Genomic DNA, 20,663 nt, shown 5'->3' on the forward strand with positions numbered 1-20,663 from the left:
CGGTAGCACCCGTGACCGTGACTTACGACTACGCGGGCAAGTCCGTCCTGGTGACGGGGGGCACGAGAGGCATCGGGGCCGGCATCGCCGCGGCCTTCCACGCGGCGGGCGCCGACGTGACCGTCTGCGCCCGCACCGGGCCCGAGCGTCCCGGGCACCGGTTCGTGCAGGCCGACGTGCGCGACCCGGAGCAGGTCGATCGGCTGATCGGCGGGTTCGACCGGCTCGACGTGGTGGTCAACAACGCGGGCGGCTCGCCGCACGCCCCGGTGGAGGGCACCTCGCCGCGCCTGCACGCCCGCGTCATCGAGCTCAACCTGACGGCTCCGCTGCTGGTCTCGCAGCGCGCGTACCCGCTGCTCGCCGCCTCGGGCGGGGCCGTGGTGATGATCGGCAGCGCGAGCGGCGCCCGCCCCTCGCCCGGCACGTCCGCGTACGGCGCCGCCAAGGCCGGCCTGCACCACCTGGCCCGCTGCCTGGCCGCGGAGTGGGCCCCGCTGGTACGGGTCAACACGGTCGTCGTGGGCCTGGCCGCCACCCGGGACGCCGCGGACCACTACGGCGGCCGCTCCGACCTCGACGGCCGGGCCATCCCGGCCGGTCGCATGGCCACGCCCGCCGACGTGGCAGCCGCGTGCCTGTGGCTGGCCGCGCCCGGCTACGTGACCGGCGCCGAGGTACGGGTGGACGGCGGCGGCGAGGTCCCGGCCTGGCGGCACCTGGTCTGAACCCCCGTCGGCGCGGGGAGGACCGGGCGGCACCTGGTCTGAGCCCCCCGTCAGCGCAGGGACGACCGGGCGGTGGGCCGCAGCCGCAGCCGCTCCGGGGGCGCGGTGAAGCGCGGCTCCAGCATGGGCAGCGCCACCTCGCGCTCCTCCTCCGGCGTCGCGAACCGGGCGAACCACACGAACACCTGCACGCCGGTCCTGACGGGCAGTCGCGGGAAGGTGTTCTCCGCGTGCTCGGTCTCCAGGCAGGCGACCGGCGTGACCCCGGCCGCCGCCAGCGCGGGCACGGCCTCACGGTGGAAGAGCTGGGCGAAGTCGTCCCCGTCCACGTGGTAGATGGTGGCTACGTAGAGTGACGACGGGGGAGTCGCGCCGGCCGGTGGCCGCTCCCAGGAGGGGAACTCCGGCCCCGCCGGGCGCAGCAGCAGCACGTCGTCGGAATCGGTCATGGTGGCGTTGGCGGCGTCGCGGTTGGCCAGCCACACGGGGCCGCCGTAGAAGGTCTCCAGCGCCTTCTTCCTGCTGGTCATGTCGGGGAAGGCGCGCAGCCAGGGGAAGGTGTCCGGCTCGCCGACCTCGCGGAAGCTCCCGGTGACGCGCATGCCGGTGGCCTCCTGCGCCTCGATGAACTCCCGCTCGAACAGCGAGATCAACGTGTCCCGCCGTCCGGGCCGCATGGTGTAGCGCCGCAGCTCGTAGATCATGTGGCGAAGGTAGGGGCGGGTCACTGACACCCCCTGTCAGCGTATGGTCCGAACTATATTCTGACTACGCACCGCTACCGTTTGACCACGAGACGTTATATGCTCGCACTGGCCTTGATCCCTTGAGGTCAAGGAAAGCCCAACGGGTGGCTGGTGCGTCCGGGCCCGGCGGCCGCCGTCTGGAGGGCTTCCCCACTGGCGAAGGAGCAGAAGTGATCAGAAAGGTGTGCGCCGTCGCGGCCGTGCTGGCGGCGGTGGCCGGTGGCGCACTGCTTGCGGTTCCCGCTCACGCTGATGACGACTGGGCCGGTCCCCTGACCGGTGACACCTGGTCCGCCAACCGGAGTGGCAACAGCGATTCGTCCCAGTCGGGCAACAACTTCGGTGACGTCCTCGCCGGTAACCATGGCGAAGGTCACTCGACCAACGTCAACAACGTCAACGGCTTCGCCACGACCGCCACCAACGGCGGGATCGCGGTGACGTACATCTTCGACTGACCGGCTGACGTCCGAGCTCAGCATTCGGAAAGGACATCGACATGATGAAGAGGCTCTGCATGACCGGCGTCGTCGCCGCGGCGGCGAGCGTGACCCTGCTGTCGGCCCCCGCCTACGCCGACACCAACGCCGGCAACTCCAGCTCCAACCGCGACTCCTCGCAGTCGGGCAACAACTTCGGCAACGTGTTCAACGCCAACGTCAGCGGCCACGGCGCCACCGGGGTCAACAACGTCAACGGCAACACCGTGACGGCCACCAACGGCAGCGACACGGTCGTCGACGACGTGCACGACTGATCGGGGCCGGTTGATCGGGCGGGCGCGCGGCGCCGCTGAACGCCGGAGTGCGGCGCGCCCGTGACGCGTGCAAGCCGGGTCCGAAATGACCCGGCTTGCGGCACATTAATATCGCTGCGTGGCTATTTGTGCTTATGTGACCTTTGCGGATTTCGATACGGACGACGAGCGCGAGCCGGTGCTGGCCGCCTGGCGGGAGGCCGGCATCGAGGGGCGCGTCGAGCGGTGGGACGACGCGACCGTCGACTGGAGCGCGTACGACGCCGTGGTCGTCCGCTCCGTCTGGGACTACATCCTCAGGCGGGACGATTTCCTCGCCTGGGCGCGGAGCGTGGAGTCCGTCACGAGGCTGCTGAACCCGTACGCCGTGCTCGAGTCCAACACCGACAAGACCTACCTGCGCGACCTGGGCGTGCCGATCGTGCCCACGCACTGGTCGTCGCGGGAGCTGCCCGACTGGCCCGAGTACGTCGTCAAGCCGTCCGTGTCCGGCGGTGCCCGCGACACCACCAGGACCACCGGCCGCGCCGAGGCCGCGCGCCTGGCGGCGGAGCTGGAGGCCACGGGGCGCACGCCGATGGTGCAGCCGTACCTCGACATGGTCGAGTCGGAGGGCGAGACCTCGCTGCTGTACTTCAACGGCCGCCTCAGCCACGCCGTCCGCCGCAGCGCCATGCTCGCCGCCGGCGCGACGGAGGCCGACAACGCGCGGGCCCAGCTCCGCACCCCAGCCCCGGACCAGGTCGAACTCGCCGAGAAGGTGCTCACCGCCATACCCCATGGCCTTCTCTACGCCAGGATCGACCTGGTCCGGCTTCCCGATGGGCGGCCCGCCGTCATCGAGGCGGAGCTGACCGAGCCGTACCTCTTCCTGAACTACGAGCCGCAGGCGGCGGCCCGCTTCGCGACGGCGCTGCGCGAGCTGCTCTGATCAGCAGGAGATGCCGCCGTCCACCGGGATGACCGTGCCGGTCAGGTACGCTCCCGCCCGCGACGACAGGTAGATCGCGGCGCCCGCCATGTCCTCGGGGCGGCCGATGCGGCCCAGGGGCACGTTGGAGGCGATGACCTCCCGGGTGGCGGGGTCGTCGAGCGCGAACGCCATCATCTTCGAGTCGAAGGGCCCGGGGGCGATGGCGTTGACCGTGATGTGCTCCTTGGCCAGGCGCTTGGCCAGGTGCCGGGTGAGCATGTGCACGGCGGACTTCGTCGAGGAGTAGGCGAAGCTCTCCAGGGCGGGCACCTTGATGCCGTCGATGGAGCCCACGTTGATCACCCGGGCCGGGTCGTCCGCGGTGGCGGCCTGCCGCAGCCGCGGCAGGAACCGCTGGGTCAGGTAGAAGACGCCCTTGACGTTGATGTTCCAGAGCTTGTCGAAGGCGTGCTCCGGATACTCCTCCAGCGGGGCGCCCCAGGTGGCGCCCGCGTTGTTCACCAGCACGTGCAGGGGCCCGTCCACCGCCGACACCAGCCGCTCCAGCCCCTCGGGCGTGGACAGGTCGGCGGGCACGGCGAGGCAGCCCAGCTCGGCGGCCGTCTTCTCGACCTCGGCCGCCTTGCGGGCGGAGATGTAGACGGTCGCCCCCGCCTCCATGAACCCGGCGGCGATCATGCGCCCGATGCCACGCGACCCGCCCGTGACGACGACGGTCTTGCCTTCCACAGAGAACAGACTCATGTTCTGGGAGCATGCCATACCGACCGGTCGGTTGCCAGGATCAGACTCCAGGCAGCCGCCCGTTGCGGAACAGGTCCACGAACCGCTGGTGATCGTCGCGGGCCTGGGCCCCGTACCGGTGGGCGAACTCCACCAGCGTCCCGATAAAGCCGGACCTGTCGTCGCCGATCACCGCCACGATCGCCTCCTCCGTCGAGAAGTCCACGAGATCGTGGCTGGACTCGTCGTCGGCCACCGAGTGCATGCGCGCCACCGCCCGCCCCAGGTCCTGGATGATCGAGCGCAGCTCGTCCGGCTCGTTGACGTCGTCCCAGTCCAGGTCCGCGGAGTACGGCGACACCTCGGCCACGAGCTGCCCCACCCCGTGCAGCGCGGTGTAGCCCAGCCAGGGGTCGGCGTAGGCCTGCAGCGCCCGCTGGCTCTCCGCCGTGCGGTGCCCCTGGTGCCGGAAGTAGGAGGCCACCTTCTCGTCGGTGACGTGCCGCGCCACCGCCGGCACCGCCGCCTGCTTCATGTAGAGGATGACGTCGTTCTCCAGCGCCTGCGAGCGCCCTTCGAGCAGCAGGTTGTACGACGGCAGCCCCGCCGACCCGATGCCCACGCCCTTGCGCAGCGCCACATCCTTGATCACGTGCTCGACGGGGTTGACCGTCACGGGCAGCGTGGTCAGGTAGTCGGCGAACGCGTCCAGCACCGCCCGCCTGGTGGCCGCGTCCACCGCTTCGCGCCCCTCCATGAGCGCGAAGCGCCGGTCGTAGTCGTCGATCACGGTCTCGGAGTCCAGCAGCGCCACGCGGGTGCTGAGCCGGGCGCGCTGCAGCACCCGGTGCAGCGTCCCGCTGGTGGTGCCGAGCGTGAGCGAGCCGATCGCGTCGTCCCCGCCTGCCGCGACGGCAGCCAGCTCGACCAGGTACGCGCCGGCGAAGTCGGTCACGAGCATGCTGATCGAGTCGTCCGACAGCGCCTTGGCGTACCCGAGCAGGGCCACGCTGGCCGCGAACCGCCTGAGGTCCCAGGTGTACGGGCCCACGTACGCCTCGTCGAAGTCGTTGACGTTGAAGACCAGCTCGCCGGAGGCGTTCATGTACGTGCCGAAGTTCTCCGCGTGCAGGTCGCCGTGGATCCAGACCCTGCTGGTCGGGCCGTTGAGGTAGGACCCGTCGGCGTACGTGCCCACCATGTCCGCGTAGAACAGGCAGGCGCTGCCCCGGTAGAAGGCGAACGGCGAGGCCGCCATCTTCCGGAACTTCCGCCTGAACGCCGCGGGGTCTCGCTTGATCGACTCGCCGAACTCCGTCATCAGGACGTCGAGCAGGAAGGAGGAGCGTGTGCCCATGTCCCGGACACTAGATCCCGGATCCCCCTGCCGCCTACCCCGATCTTTCCCTGACCCGGGCGAGTCAGGGTTGGAGCGCCGGCCGCGCGGCCGGCAGGCTCCGCGCCCCCACCCAGGCGAGCGCGACGGCCAGGCTCCACAGCAGCGCGCACTGGGCGCAGACCGTCAGCCACGCGGAGCCGTCGGGCAGGTTGCCGAGCAGCGGCACCCGCATCAGCAGCAGGAGCAGCCCGGCGGCCGACATCGCCAGCGCCCACGGCGGTGAGCTCCGGCGGGTGAGCACGACCACGGCGCCCGTGGCCCACACCGGGATCGCCGTGCCGAGATCGAGCCACAGATAGAGCCAGTCGGCGTCGGGCAGCCGCAGCGCGACCAGCAGCCACGTGCAGCCCAGCACCGCCAGACCGGCGGCCAGGGGCGACAGGGCGAGCGCCCACGGGCGGCGCCGCGGCGTGGCGTCGCTGTGGAAGCCCAGCAGCAGCGCGATCACCGGCACCGCCGTGAACACCAGGGTGGCCGGCTCCGACAGCGGCCGGTCCATCAGCGGCCCGGCCAGGATCATCGGGATCAGCGTGTAGGCCAGCGCCGGTGCCGCGCCGACGACAGCCGTGATCTTGGCTGTCCTGACGTGACCACGCATGATCGCGACGAACGCGACCGTCGAGCAGAGGTACGCGAGCGAGACGACGACGGCCACCAGCCGCTCGAACGAGCCGGGCGCGCCCGCGAGGCCGGGCTCCACCTGGAAGACCAGCGTGCGCAGCAGCTCCACGCCCGTGTAGACGCCGCCCATGGCGTGGAAGGCCAGCCCGAGCACGGCGAGGAGCCGTACGGTCTCGCCCCAGGCGAACAGCCGGGGCTCGGCGCCCGCGCCGCCGAACCGCAACCGCAACGCGAGCGCCAGCACGCTGGCGATCTCGCCCCACCGGGGCCGCGGGTTCAGCTCGTCGGACACGTCGCCGGACATCTCCATGAACGCGTCCACCATCTCCTCCTCGCGCTCGGCGCGGTAGGAGGCGGGCAGCAGGCGCAGGACGGAGCGATACCGCCGTTCGAGCAGGCTCATGTGGCGCCTCCCGCCATCCTGGCGCGCAGGCGGGCGGTGGCGGTCTCGGCGGTGGCGGCCATCCTGGCGGCCTCGTCCCGCAGGGCCGCTGCCCCCTCGTCCGTCAGCCGGTAGTAGCGCCGCAGCCGCCCCTGCTGCGCCTCCTCCCGGTCGAGCGCCACCAGCCCGGCGGCGGAGAGCCGGTCGAGCACTCCGTAGAGCGTGCCGATCTTGAGCTGGACGCGCCCCACGGACAGCCGATCGACCTCCTGGACGATCCCGTAGCCGTGCCGGGGCTCGTCCACCAGCGCGGTCAGCGCCAGGAACATGGGCTCCGTCATATTCATAGGATCACGATATCCTGTCTCGCAAGATATCGTCAGGGGTGCTGGGAAGAAACCGACACCACCTCGCCCGTCATGTACGAGGAGTAGTCGCCGGCCAGGAAGACGATCACGTTCGCCACCTCCCACGGCTCGGCCGAGCGCCCGAACGCCTCCTTGGCCGCCAGCTCCGCCAGCAGCTCCTCGCTGGTCACCTTCGCCAGGAACGGATGCACGGCCAGCGACGGCGCCACCGCGTTGACCCGGATCCCGTGCTCGGCCACCTCCAGCGCCACGCACCTGGTCAGCGCCATCACCCCGGCCTTGGCCGCCGCGTAGTGCGCCTGGCCGCGCTGGGCCCGCCAGCCGATCACGGAGGCGTTGTTCACGATGGCGCCGCGGCCCTGGGGGATCATGTGCCGCAGCGCCGCCCTGGTGCAGCGCATGGTGCCGTTCAAGGTGACGTCGATGACCGCGTGCCACTGCTCGTCCGTCATCTCGGCGAGCGGCGCCGTGCCGCCGAGGCCGGCGTTGTTGACCAGCACGTCCAGCCGCCCGTGAGCCTCCATCACCGCGTCGAACAGCGCCGTCACCTGCGCCTGCGACGTCACGTCGCACGGGACGGCGAGCGGCTTGACGCCGGTGAGCTCGGCCAGCGACTCGGCGGCGGCGGCCAGGCGGCGCTCGTGCCTGTCCGAGACGACGATCGTGGCGCCCTCCTCGGCGCAGCGCCTGGCCGTGGCGTAGCCGATGCCCGCCCCCGCCGCGGCCGTGACCAGCGTGACCTTGCCGTCGAGCAGGCCGTGGGCCTTCGGGTACGGCGGTGGCATCGGCGGCTCCAATCAGCGGGGCAGGCCCAGGGTGCGCTCGGCGATGACGGTGCGCTGGATCTCGCTGGAGCCGGCGTAGATGGTGTCGGCCCGGCTGAACAGGTAGAGCCGCTGCAGCTCGCCGAGCCCGCCGCCCGCGTCCGCGACCAGCCCGGCCCTGCCCTGCACGGCCTGCGCCAGCTCGCCCAGCCTGCGGTGCCACTCCGACCAGTACAGCTTGGCGATCGACGCCTCGGGGCCGGGGCCGGGGCCGGGGCCGCTGCCATCGCCGGGGCCGGAGCTGGAGCCGGGGTGGAGCATGCGCAGCGCGTTCAGCCGCATGATCCGCAGCTCCAGCCACGATCTGACGAGCCGGTCGCGCAGCACCGGGTCGTCGATCGCGCCGGTGCGCCTGGCCGTCTCGACGACCTCGGCCAGCTCCCGCCCGAACCCGATCTGCTGCCCGAGCGTGGACACGCCGCGCTCGTACCCGAGCGTGGCCATGGCGACCCGCCACCCCTCGCCGGGGGCGCCGAGGATGTTGCCCGCCGCGGTGCGCGCGCCGTCGAAGAACACCTCGTTGAACTCCGAGGTGCCGGTGAGCTGCACGATCGGCCGGACCTCGACCCCCTGCTGCCGCATGGGAACCAGCAGGTACGACAGCCCGCGATGCCGCCGCGAGCCCTCCTCGGTCCGGCAGAGCACGAAGCACCAGTCGGCCCACTGCGCGAGCGACGTCCACACCTTCTGGCCGGTGATCACCCAGTCGCCGCCGTCGAGGCGGGCCCTGGTCTGGACGTTCGCCAGGTCGGAGCCGGCCTCGGGCTCGGAGTAGCCCTGGCACCACAGCTCCTCGCCCCGCTGGATGGGCGGCAGGAACCGCTCCTTCTGGTCGTCGGTGCCGTACTCGAGGATGGTCGGGCCGATGAGGCCCTCGCCGATGAGGCCAAGCCGGGCGGGGGCGCCTGCTCTGGCGTACTCCTCGTGGAAGGCGACCTGGTCGCCGATGGAGGCGGCGCGGCCGCCGTAGCGCCGCGGCCAGCCCAGGCAGGTCCATCCGTGCTCGCCGAGGTGGCGCTCCCAGGCCCGCCTCAGCTCGACGGCCTCGTGCTCGCGCCCGGGGCCGCCCAGCCCCCTGGCGGCGGCGAACCGGCCGCCGAGGTTCTCCTCCAGCCAGGCTCGCGCCTGCTCACGAAGGCTCAACGAACCCCCCGTACCCGCCGCGGAAGAACACCAGCGGGCCACCCTCGGCGTGCGTGTCGAGCTGCATCACCCGGGCCACCACGATCATGTGGTCGCCCGCCGGGTGCTCGGCCTCGACGGCGCAGTCCAGCCAGGCCAGCGCGCCTTCGAGCACGGGGCTGCCGCCGGGGGAGACCGTCCAGGCGAGGCCGGCGAACTTGTCGCCGCCCTTGGTCGCCAGCTGCGCGCACACGGCCTGCTGGTTCTCGGCCAGCACGTTCACGGTGAGCGCCTTGGCGCCGCGCACCCTGGGCCAGCTCGTGCTGGTGTAGGCGACGCAGAACGCCACGAGGGGCGGGTCGAGCGAGACGGAGGTGAAGGAGTTGGCGGCCAGGCCGCACGGCTGCCCGTCGTCGGGGTCGACGGCCGTGATCGCCACCACGCCGGTCGCGAACCTGCCGAGCACCTGCCGGAAGCGGCGGCTGTCGAGATGGCCGTTCTGGCTGGGGTGCGAGTGCCCCGTCGGCATGGCGGCTCCGTTGCGAATCCTGCGCTGATGGGGCGTCGGAAGGCTGCGACAGCCGTCCGGCGTGATGAGCCGGGCAGCGTGTGTGCTCATGGTCCGCCTCCTCGATCCGCCGACTGGATTCATCTTACCAAGCGCTTGCTTGGACGGTAGGGGGAACGCGGAGAAGGTGTCAAGTCGCACTCCCGGACCCGCGTTGACAGGCTGGAAAGAGCCTGCCTACCGTGACGCATGTGCCCAAGCGCTTGCTTGAATTCTCGGATCGCACCGCCATCGCCGGGGTCGGTTACACGCCCTTCTCCAAGGACTCCGGCGTCAGCACCCTCACGCTGGCCTGCCGCGCCGTGCTCGCCGCGCTGGAGGACGCCGGGCTGAGGCCGGACGAGGTGGACGGCCTGGCCACCCACCGGGTCGGCGACTCGGCCCCGCCCACCCTGGTCGGCCCCGCCCTCGGGCTGACGGACCTGTCCTGGCACCTCGACCAGTTCGGCGGCGGCAGCGTCTCCCACGCGGTCGTCGGTCAGGCCGCGCTCGCCGTGGCCGCCGGCCTGGCCGAGACCGTCGTCTGTTACCGGGCCATCAACGCGCGCTCGGAGTTCCGCATGGGCGGCACCGGGCGGGGCGTGCCCGCGAGCCCCGAGGTGCAGTACCAGGCGCCTTACGGATACGTGGCCCCGCCCCAGCAGTTCGCCATGTACGCCCGCGCCCACATGCTGCGCTACGGCACCAGGGCCGAGCACTTCGGCGCCCTGGCGGTCGCCCAGCGGGCCAACGCCGCCAAGAACGCGCGCGCCCTCATGCGCGACCCCATCACCCTGGACGACTACCTGGCCAGCCGGTGGATCGCCGAGCCGTTCCGCCTCCTGGACTGCTGCCTGGAGACGGACGGCGCCTGTGCCGTGGTCGTCACCACGGCCGAGCGCGCCCGCTCCCTGCGCCGCCCCCCGGTCCTCGTCTCGGCCGCGGCCTGGGGCGGCGGCACCTCCCACCTCTCGTGCGACGACCCCACGGTGACGGCCGCCGCCGGCCTGGCGCCCCGCCTGTACGCGCAGGCGGGCCTCGGGCCGGGAGACATCGACGTGGCCGAGCTGTACGACTGCTTCACGTACTCGGTGATCGTGCAGCTCGAGGACTACGGCTTCTGCCCCAAGGGCGAGGGCGGCCCGTACGTGGCCTCGGGGGCCACCGCGCTGGACGGCGCGCTCCCGGTCAACACGCACGGAGGTTTCCTGTCGGAGGGCTACGTCCACGGGATCAACCACATCGCCGAGGCGGTCTCCCAGCTCAGGGGCGAGGCGGGGGACCGCCAGGTGCCGGGCGCCGAGGTGGCGCTCTCCACGGCGCAGCCCGGCTACATCCTGCCCGCCACCTCCGCTCTGATCCTGAGGAGGGCGTGATGCCCGGTTACCATCCCGAGCCCGACCGTGACTCGCGCGCGTGGTGGGAGCGGGTGGCCAGGAGGGAGTTCGCGGTGCAGGAATGCGACGCCTGCGGCACTCTCCGGTTCCCGCCGCGGGCGTTCTGCGCGGCCTGCCGTACGGAAGGGTGGCGCTGGCGGGAGGTGGCGCCCGAGGGAAAGGTTGAGAGTTGGATCGTCAACCGCCGGCCCTTCGTGCCGGGGCTGCGCGATCCATACCTAGTGGTAATGGTTCGTTTGAAGGCCGTACCGGGCGGTCTGGTGTACGGGAACTGGCGCGCGGAGCGGCCGCCGGAAGCGGGGGAGCGGGTCCGCGGGGTGTTCACGCAGGTGGACGAGGAGTTGATCGTGCTCGACTGGATGCCGGAAACTTGCATCCCCCGCCAGGCCGGTGAAAATTCTTCCGCTGACTGACCTCGTGCCGGACATTCGATTGGTACCGGTAAATCCCACCAGTCCCACCATCACGAAGCTGCCCCCGGGCCGGTCTCCGAGGACCGATGATTGGGGCAGCAGGCGTCGTCGAGGAGGACGACCCGGACTTGGCGGCAGACGTGAGCGGTACGGAACCGACAGCGGGCGTGGCCGGGAGGTCGCGCGGCCCGCCCGCGAGCAGAGAAAAGCCCCCATCGGGAGATGGAGGCCGTAGGCGGTGGCCGGTCCTCGGAGGAAAGCGCGTCCTGGCGGGCGTGGGGGACCCGCCAGGACGCGCTTCCTGCCCCGCGTGCGACGGCGCCAGGACTCCGGCGAGGGATGGAGTCCTAGACCGTTGGCTCGCACACGGAGTCGATGGGGGAGCGCGAAGGCCCCTGTCGCCGGCGACGTGCGGCGATGCGTTGAGCTGCACCAACCGGGTCATCGATGTGATGCGTGACGGGGGCGCCACCCTCCTTGTTCCCGACTAAGGATCCGTCGTCGCAGCACACGGTCAGCTCAGTCAGCACCGATGGCGCGGGCATGCCATCGCCAACGCTCTGGTAGGTGTGGGTTAACCCGTGGCGAGTCAACGCGTAACGCAGTAAACGTGTTGCTTCGCGAGGGTCATGCCAGGGCAGGTATGGCGTACCCGTGCGGACTGGCAACACTGGCCTTCACCCCCTCACCGGCCTTTAGATGGATTTGTACCAACGAATGGATGATGGGCCGGGGGAGGCGGTTCGGTCAAGGGGTTGTGGCCTGCTAGAACCAGATCGTCTAAATTGTTGGAACAAAAGGGGTGAAAGTGGCAAGGTCGGTGCTGTATCAGCAGGTGGCTTCGGAGTTGCGACGAGCCATCTACTCGGGTGTCCTCGGCCCCGGGGCACAGCTGCCGACCGAGGCGCAGCTCATGGAAGACCATGGGGTGAGCAGGAACACGGTGAGGCTGGCCCTCGGCGAACTCGTCAATGAGGGGCTGGTCACGCGCACGCCGCGGCGCGGCACCGTGGTCAGGGACCGCAGACCGCTGCTGATCTATCCGCAGCGGGAGCTGGAGCCGCAACCCAGCGGGGAACTGCGCGAGGCGTTCGCCTACGCCGTCGGGCAGGAAGGCCGGGCGCCCAGCCAGTACATCGAGGTGCTGACGGTGTCTCCCGTCGAGGAGATCGCCAGCAGGCTGGAACTGGCCGACGGGGAATTGGCGGTGGTGAGACGCCGTCTGCGTTTCGTGGACGGGCAGCCGTACAACACCAACGATTCCTACTTCCCCCGCGATCTGGTTGCCGACTCCGAGATCGCCAGGCCCGGAGACATCGCGCGAGGGGCGAACCGGGTGCTGGAAGAGCTGGGCCATGCGCAGGTCCGCGTCGTGGACGACATCTGGGCGCGCATGCCCAACCAGGAGGAAGCCGAACGCCTTCAACTCGAGCTGGGTACGCCAGTCATGGTGTATGTCCGAGTGGGGTACGACGGGGCAGACATGCCAGTGCGTGTCGCCGTGTCGGTTTTGCCAGCCGACAAACATCTGATCAGATACGAGCTCGATCGCCGCTGACGAGCTCGTGGGTGAAGGGGTGATCCCGCCGGCCGGGCGCAGCGAGAAATAGCCGCCTCGCTGGCCTAGGGGAGTCGTGCATACTCCCCTAAATCGCCATTTATCCATATATATCGGGTTGAGGCCCCATTTCGCCCCTATGCGACATTGCGTCATCACGCTATGCGCTGGTGCGGACACCCAACGCAACGAAGGGTACTACTATGCACACAAACACCCTGCTTCATCCGCTCTCCCTCCGCAGAGCGGAACCCGCGGACCTTCCCGGCGTACTCACGCTGCTCGCGGACACCGCTGAGTGGCTGCACGCGCAGGGGGTGCGGCAATGGCCCCGCGCAGGGTTCGGCCCCGAGCGGATCGAGCCGCTCATCGAGGAACGCGTGCTGTTCCTGCTGGACGACGAGCTCAGATACCTCGACCCCGATGCGTCGGCCCCGCCGGTGGCCACCATCGCCCTCGACGACCACGCGGACCCCGAGTTCTGGACCCGCGCCGACGACCCGGGGGCGGCGCTCTACATCCACAAGCTGGCCGTCGCCCGTCCCTGGTCGGGCTCCGGCCTCGGGGACGCCCTGCTCGACTGGGCCTGCGCCACGGCCTTCTCGGCCGGCCTGCCCTGGGTCCGCCTCGACTGCGCCAAGGCCAACCCGCGGCTGCAGGGCTACTACCGCAACCGCGGCTTCCGCCACGTACGCACGGTGGACCTGCCGCACCGATCGTCGGGGGCGCTCTTCCAGCGCCGGTCGGAGGACGTGCAGACCACGGTCTTCCGCGACCTCACGGTCGCCGAGCTGATCAGCGCCTAGATCCGGTACAGGTGAGGCCCGGCCCCGCCCGCGGCGGGGCCGGGCCCGCCATCGGGCGCGGGAGGACGGGAAGGTCAACAACGGGCCCGGGTTTCCCCGTGGTTGAACAGGTGATCGTTCCTCCGCGTGCCGTACCGGGCAACTCGTCGGTAGACAGCGGGTTCGCACGCGGAGAGATGCACAGCGATGCAGGATGTGGCCGGTGAGAAGGCGTTCTCGTGGCGGCAGCGCGCGTTGGCGTACATCGCCGAGCTGCAGAGCCAGCTGGACGGTTACGGCGACGGATCAGCGCAGGCCAGGGGCGCGCAGCGGCATCTCGACGCGGCGCGTGAGGCGGCGGCGGGCAGAGCCAGCCTGACGGGCGCCTGGTCCGGGCTCGCCGTGGACCGCACCTGGGCGAACATCGGCAAGGTGGAGGTGGCCCTGCTGAAACTGCTGCCCGAAGCGGAGCTTCCGTGGTGGGGCAGCGACGTGCTGGCGCGGGCGTTGCAGCACCTGGGGCCGCAGGACCCGCGCCGGGCCAAGCTGGAGGAGCGCCTTCGCGGCCAGGACGGCAGGCTGTCGCCGCAGGACCGTACCCTGGCGGTGATCACGCTCCAGGCGGCCAACATCGCGGCGCAGCAGGAGAAGGTGCGGCTGCGCAGCTTCCGCAACACGATCCTGGTCTCCACCTTCGTCCTGGCCGTCGTCGCCGTGGCCCTGTTCGTGGTGGGGGCCCTCCACCCTCATGCGATCAACCTCTGCTTCGACGATCCCAAGGCCGGGCCCGCGTGCCCCATCGGGCTCACCCCGACCACCTGGGACGTCGCCATCGTGGAGCTCGTCGGCCTGTCCGCGGCCGCGCTGGTGGGCGCGATCGGCCTGCGCCACATTCACGGGACCTCGGCCCCCTACACCCTTCCCATCGTGCTGGCACTGTTGAAGCTCCCGGCCGGAGCGGTGTCGGCGGTCATCGGGCTGATGCTGATCCAGGCGCGCTTCGTCCCGGGGCTGACCGATCTCGACTCCAGCGCGCAGATCCTCGGCTGGGCGGCTCTCTTCGGCGCCGCGCAGCAGCTCATCACCCGGCTGGTGGACGAGCAGGGCCAGCATGTTCTCCGCAACGTGCGCGACTCCTCGCGCGGCGTGGACCAGGCCGCCGAGCCGCAACGTGCCGACTGACCGGGGAAGATAGCCGTTCTCCCAAGAATGGGCAGCGCTGGGGGAAAGGGGCGCATTGTCCAGTCTGGCCGGGGGAATAGCGGACAAGGATTCTCGCGCCGCGGCCACCCGTGGCCGGCGCGGCCGCATCCCGGGGGAGTGCGCATGGCCAAGCAGCAGGAACACCTTGTCGGCGAGCCTCCGGCGATGCGTGAATCGCCCGTGGCCGAGCAGTACGAGCGATATGTCGGAGGTTCCCCTGAAAGGGAACGGGTGATCTTCGACAAGCTCGCCCGCGATCTCATGCGGGTCCAGCTCAAGCTCAAGGAGCGTGGCCACGCACCCGGGATCGACCGCGCCTTCCACGCGAAGGCGATCCTCGGCGTCGAGAACGCCACCTTGAGGTTCCACGACGGCCTGCCCGAGGACCTGCGGACCGGATTCGCGCAGCCCGGTGCCGAGTATCCCGTCATCGTCCGGTTGTCGAACGCGAGCGGCGTCCGCCAGCCCGACTCCGCCCCCGACCTGCGGGGCGCGGCCCTGCGGATCCAGGTGGGGGCGGAGGAGACCCACGACCTCCTCATGACGAACCATCCGGTCTCCCACGCGGGCAACGCACGCGAGTTCGTGGTGTTCGCGCAGGTCATGGCGGGCGCGAACACCAACCTGCGCAAGGCCGTGGCCCTCTACGCCAGGCTGCCGTGGGCCCTGGGCTGGTCCACCGCCGCCCGCATGCGGCGCAACGTGCTCGCCGGAACCCGGCGCGAGGTACGCAGCCTCGCTCTGGAGACGTACTGGAGCCGGGGTTCCATCCTCTGGGGCGAGGCCGGCCCCGTCCGCTACCGGCTCCGGCCCGCCTCCGGGACCCCGGCGGCGCCCTCTCCGCCGCGAGAGGACGCCGACTACCTGTCGCACGAGCTCGCAGCCCGGCTGGCCAGGCGGGACATCGTCTTCGACCTGTGCGTGCAGCGCTACGAGGACGCCCGCCTCACACCCATCGAGGACGGCGCCGCCGACTGGCCGGACGCGGACGTGCCCGTCGTCCCCGTCGCCACGCTGACGATCCCACGTCAGGATCTCGACACCGCGGCCGCGCGCGCCGCCGAGGCCCGCATCGACCAGCTCGCCTTCGACCCGTGGAACACCACCGACGAGTTCCGCCCCCTCGGCAACCTGAACCGCGCGCGCAAGGCCGCCTACGAGGCCGGCAGCGCCCATCGCCGCGGCCGCCGCTTCCTCACGCCCGCACCGCGGCGCAACCTCGTCGTCGGCACCCTGCTGCGCGGCGCGTTCGGCCTGCTCAACCGGTACGTCCCCTGGCACAGGCTGCCGACCTGGATCGGCCTGCTCAACGTCGCGACCATCCGGCAGGTGCTGCGCCGCGACAACCTGATCGACACCGGGACGCGGCAGGCCCCGCCCCAGGCGCATCCGGTGCCCCCGCCCCTCGACGACAGCCTGCTCGTCAGGCGCACCTACGACGGCACCTACAACGACCTGTCCGACCCCGCCATGGGAGCGCTCGGCTCGCCCTTCGGCCGTAACCTCCAGCCCGTCTACCGGCCGGACCTGTTCGACGAGCCGAACCCGGTGATCGTCAGCAGGGAACTGCTCCACCGCGACACCTTCATCCCGGCACGGTCGCTGAACGTGATCGCCGCCGCCTGGATCCAGTTCCAGGTGCACGACTGGGTGAACCACGAGCGCTGCCCGACCGGGACGGCGAGCGTCGAGGTGCCGCTCCCGTACGGCATGACGTGGACCAACACCCCGGGAGGCGCGCCCGAGCACGTGATGCGCTTCGCCGAGAACGCCGACCTGCGCCCGGCCGGCGGCACGGGACCGCCGATCCTGTCCGCCAACGCGGCCTCCCACTGGTGGGACGGCTCGGAGGTCTACGGCGGCGACGAGACCGTCGCCAGATCCCTGCGCGAGCCGGACGGCGGCGCGTCGCTGCACCTGGAGGACGGCCACCTGGTGCCGGGGCCGGACGGCATCCCGATCACGGGCTTCCGCGACAACTGGTGGCTCGGGCTCAGCGTCATGCACACGCTCTTCGCCCGCGAGCACAACGCCGTGTGCCGGGCCCTGCGCGAGGAGTATCCCGGCATGGACGAGGAGTCCGTGTACCACACGGCCAGGCTCGTCGTCTCCGCCCTCATCGCCAAGATCCACACAGTGGAGTGGACCCCCGCCATCCTCGCCACCGAACTGATCGACATCGGGCTGACGGCCAACTGGCAGGGGCCGCCGAAGAGCTGGCTGACCCATCTCGGGCTGTGGCTGGCCGACACGCACGCGCTCACCGGCATCCCGCGGACCCTGCCCGACCATCACGGCGCGCCGTACTCGCTCACCGAGGACTTCGTCACCGTCTACCGCATGCACCCGCTGATCCCGGACGACTACGAGCTCGCCGACCACCGGAGCGGGCGGCGGCTGGAGAGCCTCGGCTTCAACGACGTGCAGGGCGCCGCCACCGAGCCGGTCATGCGCCGGACGGGCCTGGCGAACTCGCTGTACTCGCTCGGCATCGCCCATCCCGGGGCCATCACGCTGCGCAACTTCCCGCGTGCGCTGCAGGCGTTCGAGCGGGACGGCGAGATCATCGACCTGTCCGTGGTCGACCTGGTCCGCACCCGCCGCCGCGCCGTGCCGCGTTACAACGACTTCCGCGCCGGCCTGCACCGGCCGCGCCTGCGGCGCTTCGAGGACCTCACCTCCGATCCCGACTGCCTGGCCCGGCTGCGGGACGTCTACCGTTCGGTCGACGACATCGACACGATGGTCGGGCTCTTCGCGGAGAACCCGCCCGAGCGCTTCGGCTTCAGCGACACGGCGTTCCGCGTCTTCATCCTCATGGCCAGCCGGCGGTTGCAGAGCGACCGCTTCCTCACCGTCGACTTCAGGCCCGAGATCTACACCCCGCTGGGGATGGACTGGATCGCCCGCAACGGCATGACGAGCGTCATCCTGCGGCACTGCCCCGAACTGGCGGCGGTCCTGCCCCGTACCACGAGCGCCTTCGCGCCATGGCGCCCGGCCAGACCCGAGGCGAACACCGGCGTCACGCACGACTGAAAGCGAGCCCGATCATGGACGTCAAGCCCGCCACCAGGCAGGAAGGGCTGGAAGCGCTCCTGTCCCGGCCGCTGCTGGAGACCATCTGGAAACGCCGCACGCACCGCGTCAGCCGTGGCGCGTCCGTCCCGGCGGGTTCGATGAGCTACCGGTCACCGCACCCGCCGATGCCGCTGACCGAGCTGGAGGAGGCGCTGCTCATCGCGCTCACCGGCTGCTCCGGCCTGACCATGCCTGACCGGCCGTTCGAGGATCCGCGGGACGGCGACCCCATCATGGCCAAGCCCAACCTCACCATGGCCGGCCGGACCGCGGGCAGCCCCGACAACGCCCAGGGCACCCACTTCTTCATGATCAACGACACCGGCACGTACTACCTGAGGAAGCTCCCGCCCGCCGCGGACCTGCCCTTCACCGCCGAAGCGCTGATCGAACGGGCCCGCCAGGCCAAGGTGCGGGTCCTCGACCGCCGGCTCGACGTGGCCGAGGGGCGGCGGGACTTCCCCGCCTACCTCGACTCGAACCGGTTCCTGTCCAACCTCCCCGGCACCACGATCTTCCTGCCCGTGGTGGACCTCTCCCACCAGTACATCAACTGCCTGATGTTCCTGCTCACCCAGCCGGAGGGGGCCAGGCCGGCGTTCGTCGACGACCGCAACTTCTATCGCCTGGCGGGCGTGGCCAAGTGGGTCAAGAACGGATTCCTCAACGCGGACGTCAAGGTGCCGCTCGGCGCCATGGGGACGATGCGGACCCAGATCGAGGCGGACCTGCTCGTGCAGAACCTGATGCTGGCCGCCGACGCGATGGGGCTGGGCGCCTGGATCCACGGCACGATCCACCCGCAGATCATGCTGGGCGACCCGAAGTTCTCCCGCGCCTACGGCCGGATGCTCGGCTTCGACTTCGTCACGCCGCGCTTCCGCCTCGCCGACGTCCTGCGCTGGCACGTGCCGCTGCCGAAGTACGCCGCACTGCGCTCCCACCCGGTGGGCCTGCGGGTGGACGGGGAGCAGCTCATCAAGGCCGCCTGCCCGCCCAACTTCCCCTCGATGGAGGCGGCCGTGGACAGCGTCGTGCGGGCGAAGTTCGGCCCCGGCGGCATCTACACCGACGAGAAGACCTTCGCCCACATCTACAAGGGTGACTACGGGCGGCGTTACCTGGCCGAGGCGAGCGCGTACGAGCAGGCGGTGATCGACTGCGCGCGGGACGTCTGCGTCTACATCCACCGGACGCACGGCCGCTTCCCCGCCCACGCCGACGCCATCCACGTGCCCGGCATCTGGCTGCAGATCCATCACGTCGAGACCGAGTACTACGAGCGGTTCTTCGCGAACGGGACGACCGACGCGCATCGGCGGCATGCCGCCCGCTGGCACGCGGAGGGGACGCGCCCATGAAGGTCTACGAGGCCATCGTCGCCGGGCTGGAGGACGTCGGAGTCGAGGCCGCCTTCGGGGGAGCGGGGGAGAACGCGGCAGGCCTGATGCTGGCGCTGAAGCACTCGCGGCGGATCCGGCCGATCATCACCCGCCACGAGCAGGCGGCCTCCTTCATGGCCTGCGGGTATGCGATGTTCAGCGGGAAGCTGGGCTTCTGCTTCGCCACGGCCGGGCCCGGCGCGTTCAACCTGTTCTCCGGGCTGGCCATGGCGATGTCCGACTCCTACCCGGTTCTGGCCGTCTCGGGATACGCGCCCAGGAAGTGGCAGGGATGGGGCTCGCTGAACGAGACCTCCGGCCTCGGCGGGACGCCCGACTCCCAGGCCATGTTCGCCGCCACGACCAAGAAGTCCTTCCTGCTGGAATCCGCCGACGACACCTTCGACGTGCTCGAGGAGGCCGTCAACATCGCCTTCGAGGGGCGGCCGGGCCCCGTTCACATCCACGTCCCCCTCGACCTGACCGAACGCGGCGTCGAGGTCGGCAGAACGCGGCCCGTCCGGCTCGACGCCGCGCCGGCACCGCCCGACCCGGCACGCGTCGAGGAGATCGCGTCGGTGCTAGCGGACGCCCTGCGGGAGCGCCGGCGGATCGTCGTGCTCGCCGGGTTCGGCGCGGTCCGCAGTGGCGCCGGCCCGCAGATCAGGCACTTGATCGAACGGTTCCGGATCCCGCTGCTGACCACGCTCGACGGCAAGGGGATCGTGTCGGAGAAGCACCCCCTCGCGCTGGGAGTCTTCTCCGACAGCGGTCACGCGAGCGCCTGGAAGGCGTTCCGGGAGGCCGACGTCGTCCTGTGCGTCGGCAATTCCCTGAACCAGCACGCCACCTTCAACTACCGCCGGGACCTGTTCGACGGCAAGGTGCTCATCCACGTGAACATCAGCGAGATCGAGTTCCGCAAGGCGTACAAGCCCGACCACACGCTCCTGTCCGACGCGCGCCCGGCCGTCGCCGCGCTGGCCGAGGCGCTGGAGCGGAAGGTCGGTGACGTACCGGCCGCCGAGGTGACCGGCAAGGACTACGAGGCCAGGCACATCACCCACCTGACCGGCAAGATCCACCCAGGGGAGCTCGCCCAGGCGATCGGCCGGCTGCTGCCGGCGCGCGCCGTCCTCCTGGCCGACGCGGGCGCCCATCTGGCGTGGCTCGGCTACTACGTGGACGTCGAGGAGGGCCAGAACTTCCGCAAGGCCGGCTCGTTCGGGCCGATGGCTGGGCACGTCAACGGCGCGATCGGGCTGAAGGTCGCCCAGCCCGATCGTACGGTCGTGGTCGGCTGCGGCGACGGGTGCTACTCGTTGTCCGGCTTCGAGCTGATGACCGCCGTCGAGCACGGCATCCCCGTCATCTGGATCATCTTCGACGACCAGGAGTTCAAGCTGATCAAGCTCTACCAGCTCTCGGAGTACCTGGAGACCGGCCTGGTCGAGTTCCGGAACCCGGACTTCGCCGCCTACGCCCGCGCGTGCGGGGCGGACGGGTACCGGGTGGAGACGATCGAGGAGTTCGAGGACGCCTTCCGGGCGGCGCTGGGCTCGGACCGCCCCACGGTGATCGACGCCAGGATCACGCGGTGGGCGATCCCGCACTACAGCCCCTCGCCCCACGGAGTGATCGCCGGCCTGGTGGAGACCCTCGAAGACCGCCTGCGCGGCCCCGGTTGAGGAAG

At 70.9% G+C, this 20,663-nt stretch carries 20 protein-coding genes; 12 read left to right on the forward strand and 8 right to left on the reverse strand.

Features of this window, described 5'->3' with window-relative positions; genetic code table 11:
* Window positions 1-11 precede the first annotated feature (11 nt).
* Window positions 12-728 carry an SDR family oxidoreductase gene (locus AB0I79_RS10750; protein ID WP_357870074.1) on the forward strand — a complete coding sequence of 239 codons (717 nt, stop codon included), beginning with the start codon at window positions 12-14 and terminating at the stop codon, window positions 726-728.
* Between the two features lie 50 nt (window positions 729-778).
* Here the strand turns inward: AB0I79_RS10750 and AB0I79_RS10755 are convergent, their stop codons facing one another.
* On the reverse strand, window positions 779-1,432 hold the full coding sequence (locus AB0I79_RS10755; protein ID WP_357870077.1) for an NIPSNAP family protein: 654 nt from the start codon (window positions 1,430-1,432) through the stop codon (window positions 779-781).
* Window positions 1,433-1,644: 212 nt separating this feature from the next.
* On the opposite strand from AB0I79_RS10755, the gene AB0I79_RS10760 reads away from it, so the two are divergent.
* The 3 genes from AB0I79_RS10760 to AB0I79_RS10770 all read left to right on the forward strand — a co-directional run bounded on the left by AB0I79_RS10760 (window position 1,645) and on the right by AB0I79_RS10770 (window position 3,162).
* Window positions 1,645-1,932 carry a hypothetical protein gene (locus tag AB0I79_RS10760; protein ID WP_357870081.1) on the forward strand — a complete coding sequence of 96 codons (288 nt, stop codon included), beginning with the start codon at window positions 1,645-1,647 and terminating at the stop codon, window positions 1,930-1,932.
* 41 nt (window positions 1,933-1,973) lie between these two features.
* A complete protein-coding gene (locus AB0I79_RS10765; RefSeq protein ID WP_357870084.1) occupies window positions 1,974-2,231 on the forward strand; it encodes a hypothetical protein in 258 nt (85 codons plus the stop codon).
* Between the two features lie 136 nt (window positions 2,232-2,367).
* Window positions 2,368-3,162: a hypothetical protein gene (locus AB0I79_RS10770; RefSeq protein ID WP_357870087.1), complete on the forward strand. Its 795-nt coding sequence runs from the start codon at window positions 2,368-2,370 to the stop codon at window positions 3,160-3,162.
* On the opposite strand, the gene AB0I79_RS10775 is transcribed toward AB0I79_RS10770, so the two are convergent.
* The 7 genes from AB0I79_RS10775 to AB0I79_RS10805 all read right to left on the reverse strand — a co-directional run bounded on the left by AB0I79_RS10775 (window position 3,163) and on the right by AB0I79_RS10805 (window position 9,133).
* A complete protein-coding gene (locus AB0I79_RS10775; RefSeq protein ID WP_357870090.1) occupies window positions 3,163-3,909 on the reverse strand; it encodes an SDR family oxidoreductase in 747 nt (248 codons plus the stop codon). It abuts the gene before it with no gap.
* A 40-nt stretch (window positions 3,910-3,949) separates the two neighbouring features.
* Window positions 3,950-5,245: a DUF2252 domain-containing protein gene (locus tag AB0I79_RS10780; RefSeq protein WP_357870093.1), complete on the reverse strand. Its 1,296-nt coding sequence runs from the start codon at window positions 5,243-5,245 to the stop codon at window positions 3,950-3,952.
* 64 nt (window positions 5,246-5,309) lie between these two features.
* Window positions 5,310-6,311, reverse strand: a complete 1,002-nt coding sequence (locus tag AB0I79_RS10785) for a hypothetical protein (protein WP_357870096.1) — start codon at window positions 6,309-6,311, stop codon at window positions 5,310-5,312.
* Window positions 6,308-6,637, reverse strand: coding sequence for a PadR family transcriptional regulator (locus AB0I79_RS10790; protein WP_357870099.1), 330 nt, complete (start codon window positions 6,635-6,637; stop codon window positions 6,308-6,310). Before AB0I79_RS10790 ends, AB0I79_RS10785 begins: the two co-directional genes overlap by 4 nt.
* A 32-nt stretch (window positions 6,638-6,669) precedes the next feature.
* Entirely contained in the window at window positions 6,670-7,443 is a 774-nt protein-coding gene (locus tag AB0I79_RS10795) for an SDR family oxidoreductase (protein WP_357870102.1), read from the reverse strand.
* A 12-nt stretch (window positions 7,444-7,455) separates the two neighbouring features.
* Window positions 7,456-8,625: an acyl-CoA dehydrogenase family protein gene (locus AB0I79_RS10800; protein WP_357870105.1), complete on the reverse strand. Its 1,170-nt coding sequence runs from the start codon at window positions 8,623-8,625 to the stop codon at window positions 7,456-7,458.
* Window positions 8,612-9,133: a flavin reductase family protein gene (locus tag AB0I79_RS10805; RefSeq protein WP_357870108.1), complete on the reverse strand. Its 522-nt coding sequence runs from the start codon at window positions 9,131-9,133 to the stop codon at window positions 8,612-8,614. The genes AB0I79_RS10800 and AB0I79_RS10805 overlap by 14 nt, the downstream gene beginning before the upstream one ends.
* 230 nt (window positions 9,134-9,363) lie before the next feature.
* Here AB0I79_RS10805 and AB0I79_RS10810 point away from each other — a divergent pair, with 230 nt between their 5' ends.
* The 8 genes from AB0I79_RS10810 (at window position 9,364) to AB0I79_RS10845 (ending at window position 20,658) form a co-directional block, all read left to right on the forward strand.
* Window positions 9,364-10,527 carry an acetyl-CoA acetyltransferase gene (locus AB0I79_RS10810; RefSeq protein WP_357870111.1) on the forward strand — a complete coding sequence of 388 codons (1,164 nt, stop codon included), beginning with the start codon at window positions 9,364-9,366 and terminating at the stop codon, window positions 10,525-10,527.
* Window positions 10,527-10,961, forward strand: coding sequence for a zinc ribbon domain-containing protein (locus tag AB0I79_RS10815; protein ID WP_357870114.1), 435 nt, complete (start codon window positions 10,527-10,529; stop codon window positions 10,959-10,961). Before AB0I79_RS10810 ends, AB0I79_RS10815 begins: the two co-directional genes overlap by 1 nt.
* 820 nt (window positions 10,962-11,781) lie before the next feature.
* A complete protein-coding gene (locus AB0I79_RS10820) occupies window positions 11,782-12,519 on the forward strand; it encodes a GntR family transcriptional regulator (RefSeq protein WP_080042121.1) in 738 nt (245 codons plus the stop codon).
* A 203-nt stretch (window positions 12,520-12,722) separates the two neighbouring features.
* Window positions 12,723-13,325 (forward strand): GNAT family N-acetyltransferase, encoded by a 603-nt coding sequence (locus AB0I79_RS10825; RefSeq protein ID WP_357870117.1) that lies wholly within the window; start codon window positions 12,723-12,725, stop codon window positions 13,323-13,325.
* A 186-nt stretch (window positions 13,326-13,511) separates the two neighbouring features.
* Window positions 13,512-14,486: a hypothetical protein gene (locus AB0I79_RS10830; RefSeq protein ID WP_357870120.1), complete on the forward strand. Its 975-nt coding sequence runs from the start codon at window positions 13,512-13,514 to the stop codon at window positions 14,484-14,486.
* A gap of 144 nt (window positions 14,487-14,630) precedes the next feature.
* Window positions 14,631-17,546, forward strand: coding sequence for a peroxidase family protein (locus tag AB0I79_RS10835; RefSeq protein WP_357870123.1), 2,916 nt, complete (start codon window positions 14,631-14,633; stop codon window positions 17,544-17,546).
* Between the two features lie 14 nt (window positions 17,547-17,560).
* Window positions 17,561-18,949, forward strand: coding sequence for a hypothetical protein (locus AB0I79_RS10840; RefSeq protein WP_357870126.1), 1,389 nt, complete (start codon window positions 17,561-17,563; stop codon window positions 18,947-18,949).
* Complete coding sequence (locus tag AB0I79_RS10845; RefSeq protein WP_357870129.1) at window positions 18,946-20,658, forward strand: thiamine pyrophosphate-binding protein; 1,713 nt, start codon at window positions 18,946-18,948, stop codon at window positions 20,656-20,658. The genes AB0I79_RS10840 and AB0I79_RS10845 overlap by 4 nt, the downstream gene beginning before the upstream one ends.
* The last annotated feature ends 5 nt before the right edge of the window (window positions 20,659-20,663 follow it).

It is taken from the genome of Nonomuraea sp. NPDC050202 (assembly GCF_040656115.1).
Classification (GTDB): Bacteria; Actinomycetota; Actinomycetes; order Streptosporangiales; family Streptosporangiaceae; genus Nonomuraea.

Coding starts and splice junctions, on each gene's coding strand:
- AB0I79_RS10755 (WP_357870077.1), bottom strand. CDS start 1,432: ATGATCTACGAGCTGCGGCGCTACACCATGCGGCCCGGACGGCGGGAC.
- AB0I79_RS10765 (WP_357870084.1), top strand. CDS start 1,974: ATGATGAAGAGGCTCTGCATGACCGGCGTCGTCGCCGCGGCGGCGAGC.
- AB0I79_RS10775 (WP_357870090.1), bottom strand. CDS start 3,909: ATGAGTCTGTTCTCTGTGGAAGGCAAGACCGTCGTCGTCACGGGCGGG.
- AB0I79_RS10780 (WP_357870093.1), bottom strand. CDS start 5,245: ATGGGCACACGCTCCTCCTTCCTGCTCGACGTCCTGATGACGGAGTTC.
- AB0I79_RS10785 (WP_357870096.1), bottom strand. CDS start 6,311: ATGAGCCTGCTCGAACGGCGGTATCGCTCCGTCCTGCGCCTGCTGCCC.
- AB0I79_RS10790 (WP_357870099.1), bottom strand. CDS start 6,637: ATGAATATGACGGAGCCCATGTTCCTGGCGCTGACCGCGCTGGTGGAC.
- AB0I79_RS10795 (WP_357870102.1), bottom strand. CDS start 7,443: ATGCCACCGCCGTACCCGAAGGCCCACGGCCTGCTCGACGGCAAGGTC.
- AB0I79_RS10805 (WP_357870108.1), bottom strand. CDS start 9,133: ATGCCGACGGGGCACTCGCACCCCAGCCAGAACGGCCATCTCGACAGC.
- AB0I79_RS10815 (WP_357870114.1), top strand. CDS start 10,527: ATGCCCGGTTACCATCCCGAGCCCGACCGTGACTCGCGCGCGTGGTGG.
- AB0I79_RS10825 (WP_357870117.1), top strand. CDS start 12,723: ATGCACACAAACACCCTGCTTCATCCGCTCTCCCTCCGCAGAGCGGAA.
- AB0I79_RS10830 (WP_357870120.1), top strand. CDS start 13,512: ATGCAGGATGTGGCCGGTGAGAAGGCGTTCTCGTGGCGGCAGCGCGCG.
- AB0I79_RS10835 (WP_357870123.1), top strand. CDS start 14,631: ATGGCCAAGCAGCAGGAACACCTTGTCGGCGAGCCTCCGGCGATGCGT.
- AB0I79_RS10840 (WP_357870126.1), top strand. CDS start 17,561: ATGGACGTCAAGCCCGCCACCAGGCAGGAAGGGCTGGAAGCGCTCCTG.
- AB0I79_RS10845 (WP_357870129.1), top strand. CDS start 18,946: ATGAAGGTCTACGAGGCCATCGTCGCCGGGCTGGAGGACGTCGGAGTC.